The organism is Herbaspirillum sp. B65 (genome assembly GCF_000333555.1).
Lineage (GTDB): Bacteria > Pseudomonadota > Gammaproteobacteria > Burkholderiales > Burkholderiaceae_D > Herbaspirillum > Herbaspirillum rubrisubalbicans.
Genome location: NZ_BADI01000429.1, coordinates 1 through 5,193, shown reverse-complemented (window position 1 = coordinate 5,193; position 5,193 = coordinate 1). Strand labels below are relative to the sequence as shown.

The window sequence follows — 5,193 nt, the reverse complement described above, 5'->3', positions numbered from 1 at the left end:
GATCCCGAAATCGCCTTACCCGCCATTGACCGTCGGAAATGAGCATCCTGGGGCTCGTGCGTGCATGATTTGGCAGGCTTGTGACACTGGAATGCGAAGTCCATGCGGCAAAAAACGGGAGCCATGAAGGAAAGTGCAGGGAGTGAGGAGGGAAGCTGAAGGCTGGGGCACCAACTGTCATGCGCCCGTTGATGAGTGGCGGCATGGCAGGTGGTGCTGCGGTACGGTGAAACAACGGTACTGCTTGGAACTGCGGTGCGGCGGTTCAGACGCGTGCGGTCAGCATACGTTCGCGTTCATTCATGTACAACGCGGGGGATGCGCCGAGGCGGAACACTGCCTGTGCGACATCGGTCAATGCATCAACCGACAGGATGGGACAGATCAGGCGCCGGTGTACAGGCTTTGTGCTGCGCGATTGGCTTGCTGCAGTTGGTTCTGGACATCCTGGCGGCTCAACTTGGAGGGGGCCTGGCGCACCAGCGGGTACTCATTGCGCAGGGCGATCTCGTGGTTGGCTTGGGCGCGTTGCAGTTCTGCCTTGACGTCAGCACGGGTCTGGGTCGAGTGGAACGGGGTTTGCGGCGGATACGGGGCTTCGGCCATGGCGGCGCCAGCAGCGGCTAGCAGGGAGGCGGCAACGACGATATTCTTGATGTTCATGATGAATCCTCTTTGGGTCAGTGGTGGATCGGGCTTCCCCGGATGCCGGCGAGTAAGGCTTGAAAAGTGGACTGCAAAGCGCTCTCCTGGTGGGAAAGCTCACTCGTGGGCGATCTGGCGAAGTCGGTCGGCAGGGTTGTGTTGCATGGCGCCAACCGATGGAAGAAGTGTAAATATTGCGAAGACAAAGAGAAATGGGTCTAATCGGAATTGACTATTTCTCTTTATGGAACAATCAGGGGCTTGAAAAATGGATCGCTTGCAATCAATGCGGGTGTTTGCCAAGGTGGTGGAGCAGGGCAGTTTCGTGCGGGCAGCCGAGTTGCTGGACATTTCCAATGCCGTGGCGACCCGTTTCATCGCCGATCTGGAGGCGCACCTGGGTACGCGGCTGCTCAATCGCTCCACCCGGCGTCTGTCGCTGACCGAGGCCGGGCAGGCTTACCTGGAGCGGGTGCGCATGATCCTGGCCGAGGTCGATGATGCCGAAGCCCTGGTGTCGCTGGAGACCAAGCGGCCGGCCGGTACCTTGGCCATCTATTCCAATGCCGGTTTCGGCCAGTCGCAACTGGGCGAGATGCTGGCCGCGTATGCCGAGACCTATCCCGAGGTGGCGCTGGACATCAACTTGTCTGATCGTTCCATCGATCTGGTGGAAGAGGGCATCGACATCGGCTTTTTCAGCAGTATGCAAAAGTTCGATGCCAGCATGATCGTGCGCCAGTTGGGCGTGGCCCGGGTGATCCTGTGCGCCTCGCCCGCCTATCTGGCGCGTCATGGTGCGCCGGAGCAGCCAGAAGACCTGTCGCGCCATAGCTGCCTGAACTTCTCCCATGAATATCTGCGTCATCACTGGCACGTCAATACTGCGGCGGGGGTGATGGACGTGCCCATCGTCAGCAAGGTGGTTTCCAATAGCGGCGTGTTGCTGCGCGACCTGGCGCTGGCCGGCATGGGCATCGTGCTGCGGCCTTCCTATTCGCTGGGCGATGACCTGCGCTGCGGTAAGCTGGTGCAGGTGCTGCCGGGCTTCGATATGGGCCAGGTGGTCATTTCCATGGTCTATCCGAGCCGACGACTGTTGTCGGCCAAGGTGCGCAGCTTCGCCGATTTCGTCAGCGCCCGTTTTCCGCATCCGGAGACCGATCCCTGGCTGACCTGAGGCCGGCCAGCGCGAGGGTCAGCCGATGACGTCGGCCAGCTTGTCCAGCAGGTTGCTGTCCTGCTGCCAACTGCGGCGCTCGGCAGAGCTGCTGGCTTCGCTTTGCAGTTCGGCGTCGCTCTTGTCGACTTGCGCCAGCAGGATGCGTTCGGCCAGGCGGGTATCGGGTTCCATGGGGCCGAAGAAGGCGACGGTGGCGCCGCGTTCGATGAGCAGGGTGGGGAAATTGTCGATGTCGAGATCACCGACCAGGTCGGCCTGGTCTTCGATATCGATCCAGGCGAAATGATGTTGCGGGTAGCGCGCCGCCCAGGCCTGGAAGGCGGCTTCATATTCGCGGCAGCTGCCGCACCAGTTCGCGCACAGGCAAGCCACGACCCAGGTGTCGTTGCGAAGCGCCTCGGCGAGTTGGCGGCGGTTGGTCTGGTCTAGTTTCTGGTAGGACATGGCGCGCTTATTTTACTCGCTTCATGCGTCCTGGTTTTGCGCTGCCGCACAAAGACTCATGATTGCCGTCAACGAACCGAACAATTGTGCCTGGCACGGTAAAATAGCGGGATGTCCACGATTCTTGCCATTGAAACCTCCACCGAGCTGGCCTCGGCGGCCTTGCTCTACCGGGGCGAACTGATTGCGCGCCAGTCTGCGGGTGCCCAGACTCACTCCGATGCGATTCTTCCCATGATCCAGCACTTGCTGGCCGATGCCGGCCTGGCGCTGTCGCAATGCGACGCCCTGGCCTTCGGCGTGGGGCCCGGCTCCTTTACCGGCGTGCGCACCGCCTGCGGCGTGGTACAGGGGCTGGCCTTCGGCTGCGACCGGCCGGTGGTGCCGGTGGTGACGCTGGAAGCCGCCGCCCAGGCTTGTCGTGCCGAGCAGGCAAGTGCGGCTGAGGTACTAGCCATCCTCGATGCGCGCATGGGGGAAGTCTATTGGGCGCGTTATCGCGCCCGCCTCGACGGTGGCTGGGAGGTGCTGGCCGAACCGGCCTTGTCGCCGGCCGCCCAGGTGACCATCGACGGCCGGCCCTATGCCTGTGGCAATGGCTTGGCGGTCTATGCGGAGCATTTCACTGAGTCTTTCTGTGGCAGCCAGTTTGCCGCCGTCTACCCGCAGGCCATGCCCCATGCGCGCCATGTGGCCACGCTGGGCCAGGTGCATTTTGCGCGCGGCCTGGCCTTGCCGGCAGAAGAGGCGCAGCCGCTCTACCTGCGCAACAAGGTGGCCCTGACCACGGCCGAGCGCGAAGAGCGCGATGCTGCGAAGGGCGCCGCATGAGTGCGGTGGAGTTGCCGCCGACGGTATCGCATCCTCGCTATGGCATCTTGCAGTTCGGGGGCATGAGCGCGGCTGACCTGGATGCGGTGGTGCAGATCGAAGATGCGGTCTATTCACATCCCTGGACCCGGGGCAATTTCCAGGATTCGCTCTACAGCGGCTACCAGGCGCAGACTCTGCGCGATGCCCGGGGGCAGTTGCTGGGTTATTTCCTGGTGATGCTGGCCGTCGATGAAGCGCACCTGCTCAATATCAGCGTGGCGGCGGCCCATCAGCACCAGGGGCTGGGACGCCTGCTGCTGGACCGGGCCACGGCAGTGGCGCGCCAGCACCAGATGCGCATGATGCTGCTGGAAGTGCGCGAATCGAACCTACATGCTGCCAAGGTCTATCGCCACTATGGCTTTACCGAAATCGGCCGGCGCAAGAATTACTATCCCGCCGCCAACCAGACCCGTGAAGGGGCTATCGTCATGAGCCTGTCCTTATGAGTGAAGAATTGAAACAGGATCCCGGCTTCGGCTCCTCGCTGGCCCTGCTGGATGCACTGGGCATCGGCCCGGTATGGGTGCGGCGCGAACTGGCCGTGGAAGAAGCCCAGGCAGTGGCACCACAGGCGTCGCCGCCAGCCGCGCCAGCGCCTGACGTTGAAGTAGTGCAGTCCAAGGTCGTTGATCCGGTTGCTCCTGCCGAGGATGTGCCGGTCAAGCCTGCGGTGAACGCCCAGCCTGCCGCCAAGCCATCTGCTGTACCCGCACGTCCTCGCGCCCCGATCGACGAAGCGCACGCAGGTGGTCCTCCTTCGTGGCTGGATGAAATGGACTTCGCCGCGTCGATGGAGCCCATGCTCATTCCCGATGGCGAGGATGACGAAGACGCGCCGGCCATCGATCCGCTGATCGCCAGGATCAAGACCATGGACTGGCCGCAGTTGAAGCAGCAGGTCGCCGACTGCCGTCGTTGCGGCCTGTGTCAGGGGCGCAAGAATACCGTCTTTGGCGTAGGCGATGAAAAGGCCAAATGGCTCTTCATCGGCGAAGGCCCGGGTCGTAACGAGGATCAGCAGGGCGAGCCCTTCGTCGGCCCGGCCGGCAAGCTGCTGGACAACATGCTGCTGTCCATGGGCGTCAAGCGTGGCGAGAACGCCTACATCGCCAACATCGTCAAATGCCGCCCCACCGACGATAATGGACGCGACCGTCCTCCTTCGCCGCAGGAAGTGGCGTCCTGCCTGCCTTACCTGCAGCGCCAGATCGAGCTGATCCAGCCGACCGTGCTGGTGGCGCTGGGCAAGACGGCCGCCATTTCCCTGCTGGGGATGGAGCCGACCACGCCGGTCTCGCGCCTGCGCGGCACCGTGCATCGCTACCAGGAATTACCGCTGGTGGTGACCTACCATCCGGCCTACCTGCTGCGCACGCTCAATGACAAGAGCAAGGCCTGGGCCGACCTGTGCCTGGCCATGAGCACCTACCAGGCGCAGGCGCGCTGAGGCCACAGGCGATGCTGGGTCCGGGCTTTCATGCGCATCAGATGCGCTTTCACCAGCGCTGGCCCGAACTGCGCGACCCGCATGTGCGCGCCCTGGCCTGGCTGCTGTATGCGCCGGACCTGCTGGCGCCGGAGGCGGCCTGCTGGGAAGGCCGCATCGCCAGCCTGGGGGTGCTCTCGCCGGAAGTCGCAGGCTGGCTGCATGACCTGCAATACGATCCTGTGCTGAACGCGGCGCTGCACGCCCACATGGCGCAGCAGCCCTCGGCTCGGCTGGGGCGGTATGCCGAAAAACTGCTCGGCTTCTACCTGCGCCAGCAAGATTGCCTGGTGGCCGCCAACCTGCAGGTGCACACCCAAGGCCCTAAACGCGAGACGTTGGGCGAATTCGATTTTTTGCTGCGCTCACCCGAGGCCGAGAGTGATGGTGGCGTGGTGCATTGGGAATTTGCCACCAAGTTCTATCTCCTGCAGGGGCGCGACAGTGCTGCCCGGCAGGCCGCAGACGCCTTCGTNCGTCCTAACCTGGCTGATTCGCTGGGGCGCAAGATGCGCAAGATCATGCAGCATCAGTTGCTGCTCTCCTCCCACCCGGCCGC

Annotated in this window: 7 protein-coding genes; 5 read left to right on the top strand and 2 right to left on the bottom strand. The window is 63.2% G+C overall.

What is annotated here, in order from left to right; genetic code table 11:
• Positions 1 to 384: 384 nt before the first annotated feature.
• The gene (locus I5W_RS10260; RefSeq protein WP_017451026.1) at positions 385 to 663 is read right to left on the bottom strand and encodes a DUF4148 domain-containing protein; all 279 of its coding nucleotides are present in this window, start codon (positions 661 to 663) and stop codon (positions 385 to 387) included.
• Between the two features lie 250 nt (positions 664 to 913).
• Between I5W_RS10260 and I5W_RS10255 the strand changes: the two genes are divergently transcribed.
• A complete protein-coding gene (locus tag I5W_RS10255; RefSeq protein WP_044529140.1) occupies positions 914 to 1,825 on the top strand; it encodes a LysR family transcriptional regulator in 912 nt (303 codons plus the stop codon).
• Between the two features lie 18 nt (positions 1,826 to 1,843).
• On the opposite strand, the gene I5W_RS10250 is transcribed toward I5W_RS10255, so the two are convergent.
• On the bottom strand, positions 1,844 to 2,272 hold the full coding sequence (locus tag I5W_RS10250; protein ID WP_044529139.1) for a thioredoxin family protein: 429 nt from the start codon (positions 2,270 to 2,272) through the stop codon (positions 1,844 to 1,846).
• 111 nt (positions 2,273 to 2,383) lie between these two features.
• Between I5W_RS10250 and tsaB the strand changes: the two genes are divergently transcribed.
• The 4 genes from tsaB to I5W_RS10230 form a co-directional block, all read left to right on the top strand.
• Positions 2,384 to 3,103, top strand: a complete 720-nt coding sequence (tsaB, locus tag I5W_RS10245) for a tRNA (adenosine(37)-N6)-threonylcarbamoyltransferase complex dimerization subunit type 1 TsaB (protein ID WP_017451029.1) — start codon at positions 2,384 to 2,386, stop codon at positions 3,101 to 3,103.
• Complete coding sequence (gene rimI / locus I5W_RS10240; protein ID WP_044529138.1) at positions 3,100 to 3,594, top strand: ribosomal protein S18-alanine N-acetyltransferase; 495 nt, start codon at positions 3,100 to 3,102, stop codon at positions 3,592 to 3,594. The genes tsaB and rimI overlap by 4 nt, the downstream gene beginning before the upstream one ends.
• Entirely contained in the window at positions 3,591 to 4,595 is a 1,005-nt protein-coding gene (locus I5W_RS10235; protein ID WP_044529137.1) for a uracil-DNA glycosylase, read from the top strand. The genes rimI and I5W_RS10235 overlap by 4 nt, the downstream gene beginning before the upstream one ends.
• Positions 4,596 to 4,606: 11 nt before the next feature.
• Positions 4,607 to 5,193 (top strand): DUF1853 family protein (locus I5W_RS10230; RefSeq protein WP_044529136.1); only part of this gene is annotated, 587 nt, incomplete at its 3' end.